We start from the raw sequence: 20,260 nt of genomic DNA, 5'->3' as shown, positions 1-20,260 counted from the left end.
GTGTAGAAGATACAAGCTGTTTGTGTTATAATTTTCATGTTATTCTTTAATAATGGAGGAGTAAGTATATGAAACACATAAAAACAATTAATAAAACAAACATCAAGAACAGTTTAAAGAAACCAGGATGCAAGGAATGTGCAAACTCATGCCAATCAGCATGTAAAACTTCATGCACAGTTGCAAACTTAGAGTGCGAAAACTAATAAATAAGCAGTAACTTAAACTTAAGTTACTGCTTAATTATTAATGTAATTTAGGAGGAGTTTTTAAAATGGCATTAATACATAAATTTAAACAAGGAGACAATTATTTTGTCTTAGATGTTAATACAGGAGCAGTTCACGTTGTTGACGAACTAGTTTATGACTTAGTAGATGACAATGGATTAAGAGATAAGAATACAGTTATAAATGAATTAAAATCAAAATATGATGAAAAAGACCTTAGCGAAGCTTATGATGAAATAAAACAATTAGTAGATGAAGACATGCTTTATACAAAAGATATGTATGAAGATATAGCTCATAGTTCAATGGACGATAGAGACTATATAAAAGCTGTATGCTTAAATATTATCCATGGATGCAATTTAAGATGTAAATATTGTTTTGCTGATGAAGGAGAATATCATGGACACAAAGGTGTTATGGATATAGAAACTGCAAAGAAAGCAATAGATTATGTTGTAAAGAGAAGTGGTCCTAGAAAAAATATAGAAATAGATCTTTTTGGTGGAGAACCAACTCTTATAATGGATACTATTAAAGAAATAATAAAGTATGCAAGAGACAATGAAAAAGCGTGGAAGAAAAATATAAGATTTACTATGACAACTAATGCAACTCTTTTAAATGATGAAATGATGGAATTCATGGATAAAGAAATGGGGAATATCATACTTTCATTAGATGGAAGAAAAGAAGTAAATGATAATGTAAGAATTAAAGTTGATGGATCAGGTTCATATGACGATATACTTCCAAACATTAAAAAGATGGTTGAAAAAAGAAATAAAGATAAGATGTTCTACGTAAGAGGAACATTTACAAGAGCAAACACTGATTTCTATGAAGATGTTATGGAAATGGCTAAAGAAGGGTTTAGAGAAATATCAATAGAACCAGTTGTATTACCAGGGGAACATCCTCTTTCATTAAGAGAAGAAGATTTAGATACTATCTTTGAAAACTATGATAAGCTATATGATGAAATGGTTAGAAGAAAAAGAGAAGGGGATGAATTTAGATTCTATCACTTCAATGTAGATCTTAATGGAGGACCATGTGTATATAAAAGAATTTCAGGTTGTGGAGCTGGATTTGAATATGTAGCAATAACTCCTCAAGGAGATGTATATCCATGTCATCAATTTGTTGGTAAGGAAGAATATAAATTAGGAACAATATTTGATGATAGCTATGATAAGGAACTTGGAAGAGAATTTAAGAAAGCCCATATATATAACAAACCAAAGTGTAAGGATTGCTGGGCAAGATTCTACTGTAGTGGTGGATGCCAAGCTAACAACGTAAACTTTAATGGTGATATACATGTTCCTTATGAAATAGGATGTAAAATGCAAAAGAAGAGAATTGAATGTGCAATTGCATTAAAGGCAGCAGAATAAATTTTAAAATATTTTGGAGTGATAAAGTTTGAAAGAGTATATCCTTGAAAATGGAGTAAAGTTAATATATAAAAAAAATATATCAGATCTTACTTCAATATGTATATCTTTAGATGCTGGAGCTTTAAGAGATGAAGAAAAGTATGGAGTAGCACATGCTACAGAGCACATGGTGTATAAAGGAACAAAAAATAGAAGCGAAGAAGATATAAATAAAGAACTTAGTGAAATTTTTGGGTTCCAAAACGCTATGACAAATTATCCATATGTAATATATTACGGAACTCTTTTAGGAGAAGATTTAGAAAGAGGAATAGAACTTTTCTCAGATATTATTATAAATCCTTCCTTTAAAAATGATGGCTTTAAAGAAGAAATGAGTGTAATAGTTGAAGAGTTAAAAGAGTGGGATGAAGATTTAGAGCAATATTTAGAAGACAAACTATTTTTAAATGCATTTAAAAGTAGAAGAATAAAATATCCTATAATAGGTACATTTGATAGTTTGAAAAATATATGCTTAGAAGATATTAAGGGATTTTATAAAAGAACATATTTCCCAAGGAATACTAAAATTGCAGTTGTTACTTCATTAGATTTTGATATAGTCTTAGACATAGTTAAAAAATATTTTGAAGAGTGGAACAGTACAATAGATACAATAGATGAAATAACTTATGAAAATCCTTCTTCAAAAGTCTTTGAAGATATAAAAGGTGATATAAAAACTAATAAAATACAAATAAATTATCCTATTGATAAACTTTCAGAAAAAGAAGTAAGAGCTCTTAGAATATTTAATGAATATTTTGGAGAGGGTATAAACTCTAAACTTTTTGATACATTAAGAACTAAAAATGGATTAGTATATGATGTGTTAACAAGAGTTTGTCATGAAAATGGGATAAAATTTTATAAAATTACATTTAGTACGGCAAAAGAAAATGTGAATAAATCATTATCTCTAATAGATGAGTGTGTTTATGAAATTAAAAATCTTAAAAATACAATTAGTGAGTTTGAACTTTTAAAGTGGAAAAAAAGTTTTAAACTCAAAAGATTATTTAGAGAAGAGCAAAGTATTGTTTTAGCTAAAGAGTTATCTACTTATGAGACTATGTTTAATGACTATAAAGTTTATATTAATGAAACTGATGATATAGATTATATTGATATAGATTTTATAATAGATACTTTAGATAAGGTATTTAAAAATAAGTTAGTTCAAATTATTAAATAAGAAAGTTGCCTTATTAACTTAAGGCAACTTTCTTATTTATATAAATATTTAAAACTAGATTATAACCTTGTATAATTTATATAGTTAAAGCCATATTATGTTTTGAATATTAATATAAATTAATTTATTTTAAATAGAGAGTTTAATGGAAAATAAAGAGTTTAATTAGAATATTATAAACTAAATGGAATAACTTGTTATTAAGAAAATAAGGAGAAGTACTATGAGTAGAAAAATACCAATATTAGAAACACTATTAGATTATCACAACGAAAATAATTTGATTTTATCAATGCCTGGTAATAAGTGTGGTATAGGATTTTTAAAAGATGATATAGGAAAGGAATTTGCAAATAGACTTGGATTTCTAGATATAACTGAAAATGATCCTTTAGATAATCTTCAACACCCAGAGGGAATAATAAAAGAGGCAGAAGAACTTCTAGCAAGAACTTATAACGGAAAAAAAGGTTATTTTATGGTTAATGGAAGTTCAGGTGGAAATATAATTTCTATATTTAGTGCTTTTAATGAAGGTGATGAGGTAATTGTTGAGAGAAATTGTCACAAATCTATATATAATGGATTAATATTAAGAAAACTAAAAGTTACTTATATAGAGCCAGTAATAGATAAGGAAAGAGATATATTCTTACCACCAGATAAAAATAAAATTTATGAGGCATTAAGCAAAAGTAATAATCCTAAGGGGATAATATTAACTCATCCAAATTATTTTGGTATAAGTTATTTACTAGAGGATATAATTAAAGATTTAAAAAATAAAGGACTAAAGGTTATAATTGATGCAGCACATGGAGCTCATTTTGGGATAAATGAAAGATTACCTAAAAGTATTACACAAATTGCAGATTATACAATTTTAAGTGCTCACAAGACAATACCTGCATTGACACAAGGAGGATATTTAATTGTAAACGATGAAGATGGGAATGTAGAATTTTATAAAAATGCATTACTTACAACATCTCCATCATATCTTTTAATGGCATCTTTAGATTATGCAAGATACTATTTAGATGAATACGGAAATTTAGATTATGAGGAACTTATAGATAGAGCAGAGATTTGGAGACAAAGGATAAATAGTCTTAAAAAAGTTCATATATTCTCAAAAGAAGATTTAAAAGAAGGATATGAATTTGATTTAAGTAGGTATCTAGTATTACTTCCTAAAGGGTATAGTGGACATAAGATTCATGATTATCTAAGAAGAGAAAAAATTCAAGCAGAAATGAGTTTTTCAAGAGGGGTAGTTTTAATACTATCACCATTTAATAAAGATGATGATTTTAAAAAGATATATGCTGCCATAGATAAACTAAAAATTGATGATATTAAAGAAGAAGGGAGTTGTAAATTTTTCGAGATTACACCAGAGAAGGTCTTAGAGCCTTATGAAGTCTTTGAAAGGACAGGAAGGCTTTGTAAAATTGAAGAGGCAATTGGACGTACAGCTAAGGAAGCTATAATACCATATCCACCTGGTATACCATTAGTTTGTCAAGGGGAAAGAATTACACAAGAAGTTGTAGATATGGTTATGAGTTATATAAAAAATAAAAAGGATGTAATTGGTCTATATAAAGATAGTTTTAAGGTTATAGAGAAAAAATAGTTTAAATAGAACATAGGATTTAAGTCTTATGTTTTATTTTTTTTGTATATTTATAGAAGGAAATACTGGTAACAATAAGAGACATAATTCATATAGTATATTATAAGGATAAAAACTAAGTATACAAAAGAGAGGTAGGAAATTATGGGTAATTGTAATAGAGACTGTATGGAAAATAGAAGAAGACGCAATGATTGGGATTGCGATAAACATGATTGGTGCAAAGATAAATGCAAAGATAAATGCAAAGATAAATGCAAAGATAAAGATGATAAATGTGAAAAATTTGAAAAATGTGCAAAAGAAATGTCAGAAAGAAATCAAAAGTTAATCGAATGCATAAATAGAAAGTTAAAAGAAATAATTTGCTTACAAGAAGAAGGCGAAAAGAGTCTTGAAAGAGCTGAACGTTTATTTGAACAAGCTGAAGAAAGAACAAAGGAAGTTGAATGTTTAGTTAGAAAACTTAAAGAAATGGAAGAAAAAAGGGATTGCTGTTGTGAGAAAGCTATAAAATGTTTTAAAGAGAAATGCGAAGAAGAAGAAGAAGAAGAATGCGAATGCGATTTTCATGATTGCTGGCGTTGTAGATAATTAATTTATAGAGAGGCTATAAAAAGAAAATTTTTTATAGTCTCTTTTTTACATAAAAAAGCATAATAAAAGAAGTATATATTAATGCAGTTAGAGAAGGAAAGATTAAACACTTTTTTAATTGGAAGTTGTGATGGAGCATTTTCATGAAGAAACTACTATACAGAAATGGCACAAAAAGTACCAGAAGATGATTTGAAAACTATATTAAATCATCAAAATTAGATCTATATATGTAGACTAAACTTAATATTAATTAGACAACATTTAAGAAGAGATTAATTATAAATGTTGTCACATATATAAAAAAATATATTAAACTGTAAAAAAAAATAAAAAAAGGTATTGAATTTATTAAAATATAATCATATAATATAGAAAATAAATAAATGTAAAAAGTTTTGAAGAGGAAGAGTACATTTAGATATAACTTTTAAGAGAGCTAAAGAGTGGTGTGAATTTAGTAAGTTAATCTTATGGAAGCAGCCTTGGAGTTGTCTATTGAGAAATAAGCTTATTGCTTAATAAAATAGTACCGGAGTCCTACCGTTAAAGAGGAAGGAATATAATATGTATTCCTACTGAGTGAGTAATTATAGTAATATTTTTACTTATTAGGGTGGTACCGCGAAAGAGTTAGTAACCTTCGTCCCTTTTTGGGGATGAGGGATTTTTTTATTTTAAAAGAAAAAGATTATTGAGATCTATAGGGAGGAATAAAAAATGGAAGAAATTCTTGAAGTATTAGAGAAAAACAGTAGATATACTGATGAAGAAATTGCTATAATGACGGGGAAAACAGTAGAAGAAGTCAGAGATGCTATAAGAGATTATGAAGAAAAGAATATAATTGCAGGTTATACGACTTTAATTAATTGGGAGAATACAGGAAGAGAGACAGTAACAGCTTTAATTGAAGTCAAAATAACTCCACAAAGAGGAGAAGGATTTGATAAAGTAGCTGAGAGAATATATAAATTTTCAAATGTAAAAGCATGCTATTTAATGAGTTCAGGCGGCTTTGACCTAACTGTTATAGTTGAAGGGAAAACAATGAAAGAAGTTGCTATGTTTGTATCTGAAAAACTTTCAGTACAAGAATATGTTCAAGGAACAGCAACTCATTTTGTACTTAAGAAATATAAAGATCATGGAACAATATTTAAAGATAAAAAGATTAATGATAGGGAGGCAATATTTATATGATGATGGAAAAAATGATTTTAAGCAAAGTAAAGGACATGCCTCCATCAGGGATAAGAAAATATTTTGATATGATAAATGAGATGGAAGATGTTATATCACTTGGTGTCGGAGAGCCAGATTTTGTTACACCTTGGAATGTTGTAGAAGCTGGAATATATTCATTGGAGAAAGGTCATACTCATTATTCTTCAAATGCAGGTTTTATTGAATTAAGAGAAGAGATATCAAACTATATGAACAGAAGATACGATCTTTCTTATAAAGCGGAGAGCGAAATATTAGTAACTGTTGGAGGCAGTGAGGGTATTGACTTAGCACTTAGGGCTTTAGTTGGACCTGGTGATGAAGTTATAATACCAGAACCAAGCTTTGTAGCTTATAGAGGATGTACTGCATTTACTGGAGCTACAGCAAAAATAATTAATTTAAGAGCAGAGGATGATTTTAAACTTACGCCAGATATGCTTAGAGAAGCGATAACTCCTAGGACAAAAGTAGTAATACTACCGTTTCCTAATAATCCAACAGGAGCTATAATGACAAGAGAAGAGCTTGAAAAGATTGTTGATGTATTAAAAGATAAAGATATAGTAATCTTATCAGATGAGATATATAGCGAATTATCCTATGATAAGAAGCATGTATCAATTGCAAGTTTTCCTGAAGTTAAAGATAAAACGCTGATAATAAATGGATTTTCAAAGGCTTATGCAATGACAGGTTGGAGACTTGGATATGCATGTGGAAATGAAGTGTTAATAGATGCTATGAAAAAGATACATCAATATGCAATTATGTGTTCTCCAACTACTGCTCAATATGCTGCTATAGAAGCACTTAAAAACGGCGATGATAGTGTAAAAGAAATGGCAGGAGAGTATAATAGAAGAAGAAGAGTATTAGTTGACGGATTTAGAAAAATGGGACTAGAGTGTTTTGAGCCATTAGGAGCTCTTTATGTATTTCCTTGTATTAAATCAACAGGAATGACATCGGATGAATTTTGTGAAAAACTTTTAATGGAAGAAAAAGTTTTAGCAGTACCAGGAAATGCATTTGGAGATTGTGGAGAAGGTTTTATACGAGCATGCTATGCAGCATCAATGAATGATATAATGGAAGCTGTTAAAAGAATAAGAAGATTTATAGAAAAACATAAAATATAATATATAGAATTATTAACAAGTGATAATAGTAGTGCTATTATCACTTGTTTTATTAAATAATATAAATAAAAAACTTTATGAATTTTAGTTCATTTAATGTTGAAAAAGTATTGCAAAAAGATTAATATTATATGTATAAAATTAATAAAAGAAGAATGAGGGAAGAGTATGAGAGAAAAGGTTATAAATTTAGGCGATGGAAATATTAAGAGTTTATTATTTAAATTAGCACTTCCAGCGATTATAGCACAACTAGTAAATGTATTATATAACATAGTAGATAGAATCTTTATTGGAAGAATTCCTAATGGAGGACTTGCTATGGCAGGGGTTGGAGTTGCTTTTCCAATTATAATGATAGTTGCTGCATTTAGTGCTCTTATTGGATCTGGAGGTGCACCTATTGCAGCTATAAAGATGGGTGAGAAAAAGAATGATGAAGCAGAAAAAATAATGAGTAATAGCTTTGGAGCATTAGTTATTATTGGTTTACTTATGACCATAGGATTTTTAATATTTAAAGAGCCCTTACTTTGGGCTTTTGGAGCAAGTGAAGCTACTATAAGTTATGCATCAGAATATTTAGGAATTTATTTAATAGGAACAGTATTTGTTCAAATTGCCTTAGGAATGAATCCTTTTGTTAATACACAAGGATTTGCCAAAATAGGAATGGCTACAGTTGTCATTGGAGCTGTTATAAATATTATATTAGATCCAATATTAATTTTTGGATTTGGGTTAGGAGTAAAAGGTGCTGCGCTTGCAACTGTTATAGGGCAGTTAGTTTCAGCTATATGGGTATTAAAGTTTTTATTTGGTAAAAAAAGTACTTTAAAAATAAGAAAAGAGCATATAATGCCAAAATTAAAAATATTATTACCTATAGTAGCACTTGGGGTATCACCTTTTATAATGCAAGCTACTGAAAGCTTAGTTATAATAATAATGAATAATCAATTATTAAAGTTTGGAGGAGACCTTGCAGTTGGTGCAATGACTATAATGAGTAGTATAATGCAGATAATTATTTTGCCTCTTATAGGTCTTTCACAAGGGGCACAACCAATAATTAGTTATAATTTTGGTGCAGAGAAATTAGATAGAGTAAAGAAGACTTTTAAATTGCTTATAATAAGCTGCTTAGTTTATTCAACTGTTATGTGGTTGTTACTTATGATGTCTCCTGGTATGTTTGTAAGAATATTTAATAATGATCCTCAGCTTCTTGAAATAACATCATGGAGTATAAAAATATTCTTTGCAGGAATTCTAATTTATGGAGCACAAGTTGGATGCCAACAAACATTCCTTGCGCTTGGACAAGCAAAAATATCTTTAGTTTTAGCTTTACTTAGAAAAATAATACTGCTAGTACCATTAGCATTGTTATTACCAATGATTTTTGAGAATAAGCTTGCAGGTGTATTAATGGCAGAACCATCAGCAGATATTATAGCGGCGACCATTACGATAATAGCTTTTGCTATATTTTATAAGAAACAATTATTAAATATTGATAAAGAAATAGAGCGTTAATTTGAATATAAGGTATTTACTATTCTTTAAAATATTTAAAAATAATATGTAAGATCTATAATAAAAATGGTTAAGGAATTATATAAGTATTAATCATAAAAGTTTAATATTTATGCCTATAAGTTCCAATAAAGCAGGAGTCTTTAAGATTTCTGCTTTTCTTATAAATGCATATAGTCAATAATAATTTATATAAATATATTTAGTTATTTTTGTTATAATAATTTTTTATGGTAAAATGTATTAATAGTTACTTAAGGAGGAATTTAAATGAGAGAGTTAATAGATTTACATACACACACAGTATCTAGTGGGCATGCTTATAGTACTGTAAAAGAAAATATAGATAGTGCAAGTAATAAAGGGTTGAGATACTTAGGAATATCAGATCATGCGCCTCAAATGCCAGGAAGTGCACATATATTTCATTTTCATAATTTAAGAGTTATACCAAAGGAAATAAACAATGTCAGAACGTTAGTTGGTGCAGAGGTGAATATTTTAGATTATGAAGGGAATTTGGATTTAATAGATAAAGATTTAGAGATGCTAGATTATGCAATTGCTAGTTTACATGCTACATGTATAGCATCAGGTACTGAAGAAGAGAATACGATAGCTGTAATAAATGCTATGGATAGGCCAAATATAAAGATAATAGGTCATTTAGATGATGCAAGATATCCAGTAAATTATGAAAAAATAGTTAAAGCAGCTAAAGAAAAAGGCGTTTTATTAGAACTTAATAATTCATCATTAAAGCCAAATGGGTTTAGAAAAGGTGCATTAGAAAATGATACAAAGATGCTAAATATATGTAAAAAGGAAAAAGTTAAAATTATATTTGGTAGTGATGCACATATATGTTATGATATTGGAAAATTTGATAATTGTATTAAGTTAGTAAAAGAACTAGATTTCCCAGAAGAATTAATTGTAAATTATAATGAAGATGATATAAAAGAAATATTTAAAGTATAATGCAGGAGAGTTAGCAACTGAAAAATTGCTAGCTCTTTTTTATCATAGGTTACTTTGTTAAAAAATAAGCTAATTCATGGTACAATATATTTAAGGACATTAAAGGGGAGTTTGCTGTGAGAGAAGAGAATAATATAAAAATACTATACTATGGTATAGGGGAATCCGCTATAGTTAAAAATATAGATAAATTTAAGACTTCAAATTTTGAAAGGAAAATAAAATTAAAAGATAATATAATAAGTTTTTATGATACTTTTAAAATAAATATTAATAGATATAAAGTAACTTTTATAGATTTAACAAGGACGAATAAGTATGCAGTAGTTGATATTTTCAAAGATGAAATAAATGAATATGATAATATAATTATTCTTGGAGATGATAATGATTTTACAGAAGGTATAAATAAGTCGCTATCTTATAAAAATATAAAATTTATAAATATAATTATAAATGAGGAAACAATAAAAAGAAGTAATATAGCAAATAAGAAAATAATATCTAAAGAAATGATAGAATTTTATATAAATAAATTACTAAATAGAGATGAAATCTTTGAAGGAAGAGTGTATATCTCTCAGGAAACTCCAATTAAAAGGTGTGGTATTGGGGTTTATAATGTATTAAGTGAATGTAAAGAGTTATATTCTCAAAAAGAAGTAGCTCTAAATATAATTAGTGGAGAAAAATTATATTTAGATACTCTTGCATATATTACAGATCCTATTTTAGAATATATAAATGAGAATGCAAAAGTAAAGGTCAAGAATATAGTTTCAAAAGAACTTAATGAAAATTTTATAGTTAATATATTGGGAGTTCAATAACAAGAAGTTATTGAACTTTTTTAAAATTAATATAAGAATTAAAGTTTAAAATAATAAAAATATAGATAATACTAGATATTGTACTTATATAAAAATAAGACAAGAATCTAAATTAATATCAAATATTGTCAATAAATTAACAAAAAATAAGTTAATTAAGTTAATTAAGTGATTTGGAATTGCAATTATACTTAAATAAGTTAAATAATTATTTAGAAATTTAAATATAATTTAAAGTTAATTGTTAATGTTATAACATAAATGTGAAAGAAATAACAAAAGCAATCATAAATTAAAAAAGATAAATAGAGGAGGATTTAATTAATGGACATCTTAAGCATTTTAGGAAAAACATTAACAGATAATGCAATTATCGGAGCAATTTTTTCATCAATAGCAATTATTTTCTTAGGATTTTATTTAAGAAAGAAAAACATAATCAATGATGGAGCATCAAAAATACTAACTAAGGTTGTTCTATCAGTAGCAATTCCAGCACTTGCATTAAAAGCATTCTTAGTAGATATAGATAAGAAGAGCATGCAAGAAGGGATAAACCTTTTAATATGGGGATTTGTAATATACATACTTCTTATATTTATAAGTAAATTAATTTACTCAAAATATCAAGGGGACAAGCAAGACACTTTAAGAGTATTAACTATATTTGGTTCAACTACTTTCTTTGGTACTCCGATAGTACAAGCTGTTTATGGACCAATCGGAGTTATGTACTCATCAATATTTAATATAGCTTATAGAGTATTCCTTTACTCATACGGTTACATAAAAATGTCAGGCGTAAAAATGGATAAGAGTAACATGAAGAAGAACTTAAAAGATATGTTCTTAAATCCAATAATTATAGCTACATTCTTAGGATTATTTATATGGTTATTCCAAGATTCATTACCACAAGTTGCGGTTACAACTAAAGAAGGTGTAAAGAATTATGCATTCTTAAGAATAGATCAAACATTACCATGGCTTTATAAACCATTAACATATTTAAGTTCATTATGTTCACCACTTGCATGGCTTGCAATTGGAGCAAAACTTGCGACAATACCATTTAAAGAAGCTATGGCTTCAAAGGAATCATGGATGTATAGTATACAAAAAGTTATTATAGTACCACTTATAAACATTGTATTACTATATGTATTAAATGTTACAGGTATATTACCAGTATCATATGTTGGACTAGCTACAGTAGTAATAATGATGGCAACACCAACTGCTACAGTTGCAGCTGCATATGCTATAAGTTTTGATAAAGAATCACTTTTATCATCTAACTGTTCATTATTATCAACAATAGTTGCAGTAGTAGCTATGCCATGTTGGATAGTTGTATTAGAAGTAATTAAAAACTTAGGATTATTTGTTTAGATAGCATAAGAAGGAGATGACTTGTATGTCAATTAAATTAGTTTGTTTTGGAGTAAGAGAAACAGAAGTTGAGTTCTTCCATAAATTAAATAAATACGGATATGATTTAAAACTTGTAGAAAAGGGATTAAATCATGAAAATGTTAAAGAAGCAATAGGTGCTGAAGCTATAATGGTTAGAGGTAACTGTATGGCAGATAGGCAAAACTTAGAATTATTAAGCAAGCATGGATTAAAATACGTTCTTACAAGAACAGTTGGATTTAACCATGTTGATTTAGAGGCAGTTAAAGAACTTGGTCTTAAATCTGCAAGAGTACCTGGATATTCACCAAATGCAATATCAGAACTTGCAGTAACATTAGCAATGATGTTACTTAGACATACAGCATATACAGTTAATAGAACTAAGGATAAGGATTTTACTATTGATGCAACTATGTTTAGTAAAGAAATTAGAAATTGTACAGTAGGTGTAATTGGAGCCGGAAGAATAGGTCTTACGACAGCAAAACTTTTCAAAGGCTTAGGTGCTAAAGTTTTAGCTTATGATGTATTCCAAAGTGATGCTGCAAAAGAAGTTGTAGAATTTGTGAGTCAAGATGAATTATTGAATAGATCAGATGTAGTATCAATACACATGCCGTTTATCAAAGATGTTAATCATCACTTTATAAATGATGAATTTATTTCAAAAATGAAAGATAATTCAATACTTATAAATACAGCAAGAGGAGAACTTCAAGATTTAGATGCAATAATTAGAGGTCTTGAAAGTGGAAAGCTTGCTGGATTTGGAGTAGATACATTTGAAGGAGAAAGTGAAATATTCTTTAAGAATTTAAATGGACAAGATATAAAAGATAAAAATATAGAAAAACTTATAGGAATGTTCCCTAAAGTATTAATAACTCCTCATATGGGTTCATATACAGATGAAGCTTTAACAAATATGATAAGTATTTCATATGACAATATGAATGAGTATTTAACTGAAAATGAATGTAAAAATGCAATAGCATAATATTTTATATAGTCCCACTTTGATTAGTAATATAATCTAGTGGGACTATTTTATAGTAAAATTAATTGTTAAAAGAACAATGAATATGTATAATCTAATATACAAACTATAATTAGGAGGGGAAAATGAGCTTTAAGAGAAGAATTAGAAAACGAAGTATAATAATAGCTGCAATACCGCTTGTTCTTACTTTTGCTTTCTTTATGAATATTAGGGTAGATGATATAAAAGATGGAATAAAGAAAGACTTAAAGGAAATAGCTTATGTGGTGTCAAACACCCCTTTAGTCCAAGAAAAATTAGCACATAAAGAAAATGATTTTTCAATTCAAAAGTATGTCCAAGGCTATATTGAAAAGTTCGATAATGTAGATATTATAGTTACTGGAGATATGAGTGGTGAAAAATACTCTCATTTAGATAGTAATCAAATAGGTAAAAAGTATGTAAATCCTGACAACACAGATGTAATAAAGTATGGTACTAGTTATTATTCGACTATGAAGGGGTCTATGGGAGTGACACTTAGATATTTTGAGCCTGTTTATTATAATGGACATCAAGTTGGATTTGTTATGGTTGGTAAGTATTTAAAAGATGTTCAAACCCTTACTAATAAAGTTATTGGTGGAGCACTATTACTTTTTATAATAATAATTACAATCACAATATTTCTTTCAGAAAGTTTTGCTAGAAAAATAAAGAAAGAAATGCTTGGAATGGAACCAGATGAAATTGCAAGATTATATAATGAAAAGAAAATAATATTAGACTCTATAGATGAAGGTGTTATTGCCATAGATAATAATAACAAAATTTTAGAAATAAATGATAATTGCCTTAAGATATTTGATAATTTAAACATTGATGAACTTATAGATAAATTAGATAAATACATAAAGAAGCATGAAAGTGTACGAATGAAGGAAATTAATTTATCTGGAGAAAAGGTATTTATTAATCTCAGCTTTATAAAAGAACAAGGAAAATACTTAGGAGCTGTAATTACTCTATTAAAAGGTGAGAATATTAATAGACTTGCAAGAGAAATAACAGGTATAGATGGACTGTTAAAGAGTGTTAGGGCAAATGTTCATGAATTTAAAAATAAATTGCACGTAATACTTGGATTAATAAATGTAGAGGAGTATGAAGAAGCTAAAAAATATATTTATGATTGTCAGAAAGAAGTATTAGAAAATTCAACTAATGTAGCAAATATAAATGATAATTTAATAAGTGCTATGTTACTTAGCAAGAAATTAATTGCAAAAGAGAGAAATATAGAGTTTATAATAGATGAAAGCTCTTATATGAAAGAAAATCATGGAAATATAACATCTATAGATTTAATAACTATTCTTGGAAACCTTATAGAAAATGCATTTGATGCATGTGTTGAGGATGAAGATGAAAGCTTTGTTAAAGTATTTATAGATGAAAATGATAAAGAGATAGAAATAGAAGTAAGTGATAATGGAAAGAAAATAAATAAATCAATTAAAGATAAATTATTTGAAAACGGGGTAAGTTCTAAAGGGGAAGGACGTGGTATAGGACTATCTACTGTTAAAGGTAGAGTAGACCTGTACGAAGGAAGTATAGAGATAAAAGAATATAGAAAACATAAAAAATTTAAAGTTGTAATACAAAGGATGGGATAAAATGAGAAATGTTGTTATTGTTGAAGATGATCCAATGGTAGCACTTATAAACAAAAAATATGTTGAAATGATTGAGGACTTTCAGGTAGTGGGAACTGTTTCGAATAAAGAAGATCTTATCAAGTTATTAGAAAAAAATGATGTAGCATTAATATTAATGGATATATATTTACCAAAGGAAAATGGTATACAGATATTAAAGCATATAAGGGAGCGTGGAATTATAACCGAAGTTATAATGATGACAGCAGCAGATAATACAGAAGAAATTAAGACAGCTTTTGCATATGGAGTTATTGATTATCTTATAAAGCCATTTGAATTTGACAGATTCAAAAAAGCTATAGAGAAATATAACAAGAAAAGAAGCCTTCTGATAGGTACATCTAAATTAGATCAAACAGCAGTTGATAAGTTATATAGTGATGATAATATATCAAATAATGAATATAGAGATCTACCAAAAGGAATAAATAAGACCACACTAAATAAGATATATGAGGTTATAGAAAATAATAAAAAAGAATATTGGACTATAAGACAAATATCTAAAGAGACAGGTGTAAGTAATGTAACTATTAAAAAGTATATAGATTATTTAGAAAGTATAGATAAAGCTATAGTTACAATAGATTATGGAAATATCGGAAGACCAGAATATAAATATACATTTAAGTAAAATTAATAATTCATAGAAAAATATCCTAAATTTGTATATAATAAAAGAAGAATACAATTTTGGAGGGAGTTCTATGGAGTATAATAAACACAAATATATAGGTCTTTTAGGACTACTATCACTTATAGGATTAAAAGGATTTACAGCAGGAGAACCATTATATTACATATTCTTTGTTAATATTTTATGGTTTACTTATTTTTATGAAAATAGTCCTATATATAATAAATGTAAAGCAAAGTAATAAATAAAAAAAGAAGTAAAATGAAGTTATTTTACTTCTTTTTTTAATTTATATTAATTTAACGAATATTTTAAGTATTATACAAATTTACATTAGAATTAATTTGTGCAATAATAATGGTTGTTATAAAAAATTAAAGAATAAAGTATATAAAGGAGATATTATGAAAGTAGGATTTGATCACAAAAAATATTTAGAAGAACAATCTAAGTACATATTAGAAAGAGTAAATAATTACGATAAGTTATATTTAGAATTTGGTGGAAAGTTACTTCAAGATCTACATGCTAAGAGGGTATTACCTGGTTTTGATGAAAATGCTAAAATTAAATTATTACATAAATTAAGAGCAAATGCAGAGATAATAATTTGTGTATATTCAGGGGATATTGAAAGAAATAAAATAAGAGGCGACTTTGGTATAACATATGATGCTGATGTTTTAAGATTAATAGATGAGCTTAGAGCATATGATTTAGATGTTAACAGTGTTGTTATAACAAGATATGATGATCAACCTGCTACAAATATATTTATAAATAAACTTGAAAGAAGAGGAATTAAAGTTTATAAGCATAGAGCAACTAAAGGATATCCAACTGATGTTGATACAATAGTAAGTGATGAAGGATATGGAAAGAACCCATATATAGAAACAACTAAACCAATAGTTGTAGTTACTGCACCAGGTCCAGGAAGTGGAAAGCTTGCAACATGCTTAAGCCAACTTTATCATGAAAATAAAAATGGAAGAGTAGCTGGGTACTCAAAGTTTGAAACATTCCCAGTATGGAATGTACCATTAAAGCACCCTCTTAATATTGCATATGAAGCTGCTACAGCAGATTTAAAGGATGTTAATATGATAGATTCATTCCATTTTGATGCCTACAATAAAGTTGCAGTAAACTATAATAGAGATATTGAAAGTTTTCCAGTTCTTAAAAGAATAATTGAAAAGATAACAGGAGAAGAATCTGTTTATAAATCACCAACTGATATGGGTGTTAATAGAGTTGGATTTGGTATTATAGATGATGAAGTTGTTAAAGAAGCTTCAAGACAAGAAATTATAAGAAGATACTTTAAAACGGCTTGTGAATACAAAAAGGGATATGTTGATAAAGAAACATTCCAAAGAGTATCATTAATAATGAGCGAGCTAAACTTAAAAGAATCAGATAGAAAAGTTGTTATAAAGGCTAGAGAAAATTCTGAAAGACTTAGAAAACTTCAAGATACTAATGATATATGTCCATCAGTTGCAATTGAATTAGAAGATGGAACAATACTTACTGGTAAGACTTCAGAATTAATGGATGGAACAGCAGCCGTTATTATAAATGCAATAAAGCATTTTGCAAATATTTCAGATGATATTCATTTAATTTCTCCAGTTATATTAAATCCTATAATAAGATTAAAAAAGGAAACTTTAGCTTCTAAAAGACCAGCACTTACTTGTGAAGAAGTTCTTATGGCATTAAGTATTTGTGCTGCTACTAATCCAATGGCTCAAGTTGCTGTTGAAAAGCTTCCTATGCTTAAAGGATCACAAGCTCATTCAACTACAATAATTAGTAATAATGATGAGCAAGCATTTAGGAAGCTTGGAGTTGATATAACTTGCGATGCAGAATATCCAACAGAAAATTTATACTACTAATAAAAATAAATTTATAGAGAAAGTTTTTTTGAGAGGGTTTATACCCTCTCTTTTCTTATGAAATAAAAAATTTAAAAAAGGTGTTTACAATGGATAATAATTATTATATAATAATGACTATAGAAAATAAAACAAATAAAACACCTATAAAAACCTATAATAAAAGTAAAAAAAGTGTGTGAATTAAATAAAGAGAATAGAGGAGAGATTAGATATGAAAAAATTTGTATGTTTAGTATGTGGATATATTCATGAAGGAGAAACTGCACCAGAAAAGTGCCCAGTATGTGGAGTTGGAGCTGATAAATTCAAGGAACAAGTAGGAGAAATGGCTTGGGCTGATGAACACAGAATTGGAGCTGGAAAAGACGTAGATCCAAGAGTTGTAGAAGGATTACAAGCAAACTTCATGGGAGAGTGTACAGAAGTTGGAATGTACCTTGCAATGTCAAGACAAGCAGATAGAGAAGGATTCCCAGAAGTAGCAGAAGCTTACCAAAGAATAGCTTTTGAAGAAGCAGAACATGCTGCAAAATTTGCAGAACTTTTAGGAGAAGTTGTTGATGCTTGTACAAAAACAAACTTACAAAAAAGAGTAGATGCAGAATTTGGAGCTTGCCAAGGAAAGAAAGATTTAGCAACTTTAGCTAAACAATTAAACCTAGATGCGATCCATGATACAGTACATGAAATGTGTAAAGATGAAGCTAGACATGGTAGAGCATTTAAAGGATTATTAGACAGATACTTTGCTTAATAAATCCTAAAATTTGATTTTAAATTTCTTAAGTGAAATATTAAATATTATCTTCCTAATTATACATTTAAGATACGTAAAATTAACAATTTTACGTATCTTTTTTATTTTTTTAATTCGGCATATCTAATATAAAAACTGTGTAAACGTTATAAAATTTAAACAAATAACTCATAATATTAAATTTAAGTTAAATAATAAAATAATAAGTAAACAAAATAGATAAAGCATTTAAATAAAAAAAGCTAACGATTATACTAAGATAGGAACGGTATTAATACCGTTAGCTGTTAATAAGGAGTGACAAAAATGTTCAATTTAAATCCAAGAGAAGATAAATTTTTTGTATTGTTTGTTGAAGAAGCAAAGAATATTCATGAAGCAGGTAAATTACTAAAGAAAGGATTTGTTGAATTACAAAACAAGGAGGAAAATTCTAAAGCTATAGGAAAGCTTGAACATAAAGGAGATAAAATAGTTCATGATAGCATACTTCAATTAGAAGAGGCATTTATAACACCTCTAGATAGAGAAGATGTATATAGATTAATCAAGAAGATGGATAATATTTTAGATTCAATTGATTCAGCAGGTAGTAGACTTATTATATATGATATAAAAGAAGTTAGAGAAGAAGCTGTTAAAATGTGTGATATGATAGTTCATGCTACAGAAGAAGTTGTAAACTTAATGGAAGAGCTTAAGAAGATAGGGAAGAAAAATAATAGAATAGTAGAAAAGATAAAAGAAATTAATTTAATTGAACATAATGGTGATAAATACTATAGAGAAACTATTACAAATTTATTTAAAAGTGGAGATGATGTTTTAGAAATAATAAAGTGGAGAGAAATCTTCTCGTTATTAGAAAATACATTAGATGATTGCGAAACTATTGCAACTATTGTTGAAGGAGTTGTAATGAAGAATGCCTAGTACAGCTGTTATAATTACTATTGTAATAGTTGTTTTATCATTAGCATTTGATTTTATAAATGGATTTCATGATACTGCAACAGCAGTTGCAACAACAATTACAACAAGAGCATTAAAACCAAAGACAGCAATACTTCTTTGTGCTGTATTTAATTTTTTAGGAGCCTTCATGGGTACAGCGGTTGCTAAAACTGTTGGAGATGACATAGTAAGTCATCAGTTTATGCCACAATGGGTATTAATTGGAGTACTAGTTGCGTGTATAATATGGAACTTATTAACTTGGTATTTTGGTATACCTAGTAGTTCATCTCATGCACTTATAGGTTCATTAATAGGCGGAGGTATAGCTTATAATAAAACTTTTAGTGTAGTTCAGTGGGCAAATGTATTTGATCATGTAATAGTATGGTTAGTACTGGGTCCTGCTATTGGCTTTGTTTTAGGTTACATAATAATGGTAGCATTAAACTGGATACTTAAACCTTTAAAGCCAAGATTCGTAAATAGATTATTCCAAAAGCTACAAATAGTAGCATCAGCATTTATGGCATTAAACCATGGGGGGAATGACGCTCAAAAGTCAATGGGTATAATTACAATGGCACTTTTAAGTGGTGGACTTATAAGCACATTTGAAGTTCCAACTTGGGTAATAGGAGCATGTGCACTTGCAATGGCTCTTGGAACATCAATTGGTGGTAAGAAAATAATAAAGACAATGGGAAGTGGTATGGCAAAACTTACTCCCGTAAGTGGATTTGCAGCTCAAATGGGAGCAGCTACTTCAATTCTTGGAGCAACTATATTTGATGCACCAGTAAGTACAACTCAAGTTATTACAACAACTATAATGGGAGTTGGAGCATCAAAAAATGTTAAGTCTGTTAAATGGGGAGTTGCAAAGAATATTATATGGGCTTGGATTTTAACAGTTCCATTAAGTGCAATAATTGCAGGCATAACAGTAGAAATTTTAAGATTATTTATAGGGTAATTTTTAAGGAGATAAATTTTGAGTTTAGTTTATCTCCTTAATTTTTTATAAAGAAGAATAAGAAAAGCTAGATTTT

The 20,260-nt window shown here is 28.1% G+C and carries 19 protein-coding genes and 1 other annotated feature; all 19 genes read left to right on the top strand.

Annotated features, from left to right (window positions below; translation table 11 throughout):
* Nucleotides 1–68 precede the first annotated feature (68 nt).
* The 19 genes from scfA to K5V21_RS12450 all read left to right on the top strand — a co-directional run bounded on the left by scfA (nucleotide 69) and on the right by K5V21_RS12450 (nucleotide 20,184).
* Nucleotides 69–206, top strand: coding sequence for a six-cysteine ranthipeptide SCIFF (gene scfA / locus K5V21_RS12540; RefSeq protein ID WP_035279055.1), 138 nt, complete (start codon nucleotides 69–71; stop codon nucleotides 204–206).
* A gap of 68 nt (nucleotides 207–274) precedes the next feature.
* Nucleotides 275–1,630 (top strand): thioether cross-link-forming SCIFF peptide maturase, encoded by a 1,356-nt coding sequence (gene scfB, locus K5V21_RS12535; RefSeq protein ID WP_221861531.1) that lies wholly within the window; start codon nucleotides 275–277, stop codon nucleotides 1,628–1,630.
* A 28-nt stretch (nucleotides 1,631–1,658) separates the two neighbouring features.
* Nucleotides 1,659–2,870, top strand: a complete 1,212-nt coding sequence (locus K5V21_RS12530) for a M16 family metallopeptidase (protein ID WP_221861530.1) — start codon at nucleotides 1,659–1,661, stop codon at nucleotides 2,868–2,870.
* A 223-nt stretch (nucleotides 2,871–3,093) separates the two neighbouring features.
* Nucleotides 3,094–4,509: an aminotransferase class I/II-fold pyridoxal phosphate-dependent enzyme gene (locus tag K5V21_RS12525; protein WP_221861529.1), complete on the top strand. Its 1,416-nt coding sequence runs from the start codon at nucleotides 3,094–3,096 to the stop codon at nucleotides 4,507–4,509.
* 144 nt (nucleotides 4,510–4,653) lie between these two features.
* Nucleotides 4,654–5,103, top strand: coding sequence for a hypothetical protein (locus K5V21_RS12520; protein ID WP_221861528.1), 450 nt, complete (start codon nucleotides 4,654–4,656; stop codon nucleotides 5,101–5,103).
* A 392-nt stretch (nucleotides 5,104–5,495) separates the two neighbouring features.
* Nucleotides 5,496–5,760: a binding site (T-box leader), on the top strand.
* Nucleotides 5,761–5,826: 66 nt separating this feature from the next.
* A complete protein-coding gene (locus K5V21_RS12515; protein WP_204593616.1) occupies nucleotides 5,827–6,309 on the top strand; it encodes an Lrp/AsnC family transcriptional regulator in 483 nt (160 codons plus the stop codon).
* Nucleotides 6,306–7,475 (top strand): pyridoxal phosphate-dependent aminotransferase, encoded by a 1,170-nt coding sequence (locus tag K5V21_RS12510; RefSeq protein ID WP_221861527.1) that lies wholly within the window; start codon nucleotides 6,306–6,308, stop codon nucleotides 7,473–7,475. Before K5V21_RS12515 ends, K5V21_RS12510 begins: the two co-directional genes overlap by 4 nt.
* Nucleotides 7,476–7,643: 168 nt before the next feature.
* The gene (locus K5V21_RS12505) at nucleotides 7,644–9,014 is read left to right on the top strand and encodes an MATE family efflux transporter (RefSeq protein ID WP_221861526.1); all 1,371 of its coding nucleotides are present in this window, start codon (nucleotides 7,644–7,646) and stop codon (nucleotides 9,012–9,014) included.
* Between the two features lie 270 nt (nucleotides 9,015–9,284).
* Nucleotides 9,285–9,995 (top strand): phosphatase, encoded by a 711-nt coding sequence (locus tag K5V21_RS12500; RefSeq protein ID WP_221861525.1) that lies wholly within the window; start codon nucleotides 9,285–9,287, stop codon nucleotides 9,993–9,995.
* A 116-nt stretch (nucleotides 9,996–10,111) separates the two neighbouring features.
* The gene (locus K5V21_RS12495; RefSeq protein WP_221861524.1) at nucleotides 10,112–10,825 is read left to right on the top strand and encodes a hypothetical protein; all 714 of its coding nucleotides are present in this window, start codon (nucleotides 10,112–10,114) and stop codon (nucleotides 10,823–10,825) included.
* Nucleotides 10,826–11,149: 324 nt separating this feature from the next.
* Nucleotides 11,150–12,217 (top strand): AEC family transporter, encoded by a 1,068-nt coding sequence (locus K5V21_RS12490; protein WP_207758137.1) that lies wholly within the window; start codon nucleotides 11,150–11,152, stop codon nucleotides 12,215–12,217.
* A 25-nt stretch (nucleotides 12,218–12,242) separates the two neighbouring features.
* A complete protein-coding gene (locus K5V21_RS12485; RefSeq protein WP_204593621.1) occupies nucleotides 12,243–13,241 on the top strand; it encodes a 2-hydroxyacid dehydrogenase in 999 nt (332 codons plus the stop codon).
* A 125-nt stretch (nucleotides 13,242–13,366) separates the two neighbouring features.
* Nucleotides 13,367–14,905 carry an ATP-binding protein gene (locus K5V21_RS12480; RefSeq protein ID WP_221861523.1) on the top strand — a complete coding sequence of 513 codons (1,539 nt, stop codon included), beginning with the start codon at nucleotides 13,367–13,369 and terminating at the stop codon, nucleotides 14,903–14,905.
* A gap of 1 nt (nucleotide 14,906) precedes the next feature.
* Nucleotides 14,907–15,584 carry a response regulator gene (locus K5V21_RS12475; RefSeq protein ID WP_221861522.1) on the top strand — a complete coding sequence of 226 codons (678 nt, stop codon included), beginning with the start codon at nucleotides 14,907–14,909 and terminating at the stop codon, nucleotides 15,582–15,584.
* 73 nt (nucleotides 15,585–15,657) lie between these two features.
* On the top strand, nucleotides 15,658–15,828 hold the full coding sequence (locus K5V21_RS12470; protein ID WP_221861521.1) for a DUF3796 domain-containing protein: 171 nt from the start codon (nucleotides 15,658–15,660) through the stop codon (nucleotides 15,826–15,828).
* A gap of 163 nt (nucleotides 15,829–15,991) precedes the next feature.
* Entirely contained in the window at nucleotides 15,992–17,494 is a 1,503-nt protein-coding gene (locus K5V21_RS12465) for a DUF1846 domain-containing protein (protein ID WP_204593625.1), read from the top strand.
* 214 nt (nucleotides 17,495–17,708) lie between these two features.
* A complete protein-coding gene (locus tag K5V21_RS12460) occupies nucleotides 17,709–18,251 on the top strand; it encodes an NADH peroxidase (RefSeq protein ID WP_204593626.1) in 543 nt (180 codons plus the stop codon).
* A 309-nt stretch (nucleotides 18,252–18,560) separates the two neighbouring features.
* Complete coding sequence (locus K5V21_RS12455) at nucleotides 18,561–19,187, top strand: DUF47 domain-containing protein (protein ID WP_204593627.1); 627 nt, start codon at nucleotides 18,561–18,563, stop codon at nucleotides 19,185–19,187.
* The gene (locus K5V21_RS12450; protein WP_221861520.1) at nucleotides 19,180–20,184 is read left to right on the top strand and encodes an inorganic phosphate transporter; all 1,005 of its coding nucleotides are present in this window, start codon (nucleotides 19,180–19,182) and stop codon (nucleotides 20,182–20,184) included. The genes K5V21_RS12455 and K5V21_RS12450 overlap by 8 nt, the downstream gene beginning before the upstream one ends.
* The last annotated feature ends 76 nt before the right edge of the window (nucleotides 20,185–20,260 follow it).

Source organism: Clostridium sardiniense (genome assembly GCF_019753795.1).
Taxonomy (GTDB): domain Bacteria; phylum Bacillota; class Clostridia; order Clostridiales; family Clostridiaceae; genus Clostridium; species Clostridium sardiniense.
This window is presented reverse-complemented; position numbering and strand designations above follow the sequence as displayed.

Excerpts from the sequence above, each read along its gene's own strand:
- K5V21_RS12450 (WP_221861520.1), top strand. The coding sequence starts at position 19,180 with ATGCCTAGTACAGCTGTTATAATTACTATTGTAATAGTTGTTTTATCA.
- K5V21_RS12520 (WP_221861528.1), top strand. The coding sequence starts at position 4,654 with ATGGGTAATTGTAATAGAGACTGTATGGAAAATAGAAGAAGACGCAAT.
- K5V21_RS12475 (WP_221861522.1), top strand. The coding sequence starts at position 14,907 with ATGAGAAATGTTGTTATTGTTGAAGATGATCCAATGGTAGCACTTATA.
- K5V21_RS12500 (WP_221861525.1), top strand. The coding sequence starts at position 9,285 with ATGAGAGAGTTAATAGATTTACATACACACACAGTATCTAGTGGGCAT.
- K5V21_RS12490 (WP_207758137.1), top strand. The coding sequence starts at position 11,150 with ATGGACATCTTAAGCATTTTAGGAAAAACATTAACAGATAATGCAATT.
- K5V21_RS12485 (WP_204593621.1), top strand. The coding sequence starts at position 12,243 with ATGTCAATTAAATTAGTTTGTTTTGGAGTAAGAGAAACAGAAGTTGAG.
- K5V21_RS12525 (WP_221861529.1), top strand. The coding sequence starts at position 3,094 with ATGAGTAGAAAAATACCAATATTAGAAACACTATTAGATTATCACAAC.
- K5V21_RS12480 (WP_221861523.1), top strand. The coding sequence starts at position 13,367 with ATGAGCTTTAAGAGAAGAATTAGAAAACGAAGTATAATAATAGCTGCA.
- K5V21_RS12465 (WP_204593625.1), top strand. The coding sequence starts at position 15,992 with ATGAAAGTAGGATTTGATCACAAAAAATATTTAGAAGAACAATCTAAG.
- K5V21_RS12505 (WP_221861526.1), top strand. The coding sequence starts at position 7,644 with ATGAGAGAAAAGGTTATAAATTTAGGCGATGGAAATATTAAGAGTTTA.
- scfB (WP_221861531.1), top strand. The coding sequence starts at position 275 with ATGGCATTAATACATAAATTTAAACAAGGAGACAATTATTTTGTCTTA.
- K5V21_RS12510 (WP_221861527.1), top strand. The coding sequence starts at position 6,306 with ATGATGATGGAAAAAATGATTTTAAGCAAAGTAAAGGACATGCCTCCA.
- scfA (WP_035279055.1), top strand. The coding sequence starts at position 69 with ATGAAACACATAAAAACAATTAATAAAACAAACATCAAGAACAGTTTA.
- K5V21_RS12515 (WP_204593616.1), top strand. The coding sequence starts at position 5,827 with ATGGAAGAAATTCTTGAAGTATTAGAGAAAAACAGTAGATATACTGAT.
- K5V21_RS12460 (WP_204593626.1), top strand. The coding sequence starts at position 17,709 with ATGAAAAAATTTGTATGTTTAGTATGTGGATATATTCATGAAGGAGAA.
- K5V21_RS12455 (WP_204593627.1), top strand. The coding sequence starts at position 18,561 with ATGTTCAATTTAAATCCAAGAGAAGATAAATTTTTTGTATTGTTTGTT.
- K5V21_RS12470 (WP_221861521.1), top strand. The coding sequence starts at position 15,658 with ATGGAGTATAATAAACACAAATATATAGGTCTTTTAGGACTACTATCA.